Source organism: Microvirga sp. P5_D2 (assembly GCF_054049475.1).
In genome coordinates this window covers 1-1,188 of record NZ_JBFUMH010000366.1, presented here as the reverse complement: position 1 = coordinate 1,188, position 1,188 = coordinate 1, and the positions used below count along the sequence as shown (strand labels likewise).

Below are 1,188 nucleotides of genomic sequence, written 5' to 3'. Positions count from 1 at the left end.
CTCCAACACAACCTGATCCGCGTTCCGCGCCGGCATGCCGCCGGTTGCTCTGAACGCCTCAGACAGATCCGCCCATGGGCCGTCCAGATGCTCCGCAGTCGCCACCAGAAGGGTCTGGGAGATATCGCGCCGTAGAAGGCTGATTTCCTCCCGCAGCAGATAGCGGGCCTTGGCGTGCGCACGGGCCTTCTTTGCCAGCTTCTCGAACTCGGCAGCACGAGCCACCAATGGGCTCAGATCAAAGCCAAAGGCCTGCTCAACCTGACCGCCCTCGCCTTTCCGGGCGTAACGCTTCCCATTGGGGCTGTCGCGTCGGATGATGAGCCCGGCGTGGACCAGCGCTGCCAGGTTCCGCCGCAGAGTTGCTGGCGCCATACCGTTGGCCCGCAGCAGCAGAGCCCTGTTTGAGGGGAAAACAATAAGCCCCTCCCCCAGCGTCATGGTCGCGTCTTGATGGAATGTCAGAAGAGCATTGAGGACGCTAAGCGCCCGATCCGACACGCCCAAAGCCTCTTTGGCCTCGCGCAGGTCGTCGAGCACCTTCCACTTTTCAGCGATAGTTTCGGGTGAGCAATGCTCTACCCTCACCCTCGCAGCCACCATGGCAAGCGAGAGCGGCCGCCCAAAGGGCGTTGATGAGATGTGATCCATGTTCTGTGCCCTGCTTAGGGCAATAGAAATCTGCTCGCCGAAATGACGCCAAGACTCTTGACTGAGCTGTTCGGAAGTGGGAATCTCGGAGGTGATGAGACTACGAGAAGGGCTTCCGTGACTTCGTTCCGGGGGCCTTTTTCTTTTGCCGCGTTACTCCTGCTCGTGTTGCTGACTGGCGAGGGGACCGCCCTCGCCTGCTCCACCTTTCCCGTTCTCGGCCGTGTAGGTTTCGAACAGGCTTGGCAACTGATCGACCAGGAAGGCCGCGAAACCCGCGCCTAAGCCCTGATCTACAGCTATCTTCAAATCAGTCCCGGCATGCGTCACCCGAGCAATTTTCTGCCCTGAGGGAGCGACGACAGTTCTAGTTCCTGCCTTGCCGCCCTGACCGGTCGCCGGTTTGCTAATGGCGCTCAGCACTCGCGCAAACCTGCTGTCAGTGTCGAGGGTGGCGAAAGTCGGGTCAGCGATTGCTTTATCAGCGACCGTCTTCGATGCAGCCGTCTCACGATGCTCAGCTAGAGCCAACCAGCG

General features: G+C 60.4%; 1 protein-coding gene and 1 pseudogene. Both read right to left on the bottom strand.

All coding sequences use genetic code 11. The features are described 5' to 3' along the window. A partial coding sequence (gene repC / locus ACXJKO_RS31715) for a plasmid replication protein RepC (protein WP_457094969.1) occupies window positions 1-651 on the bottom strand: 651 nt, incomplete at its 3' end. 153 nt (window positions 652-804) lie between these two features. Then, a pseudogene (locus tag ACXJKO_RS31710) lies at window positions 805-1,188 on the bottom strand (plasmid partitioning protein RepB); the annotation flags it as partial.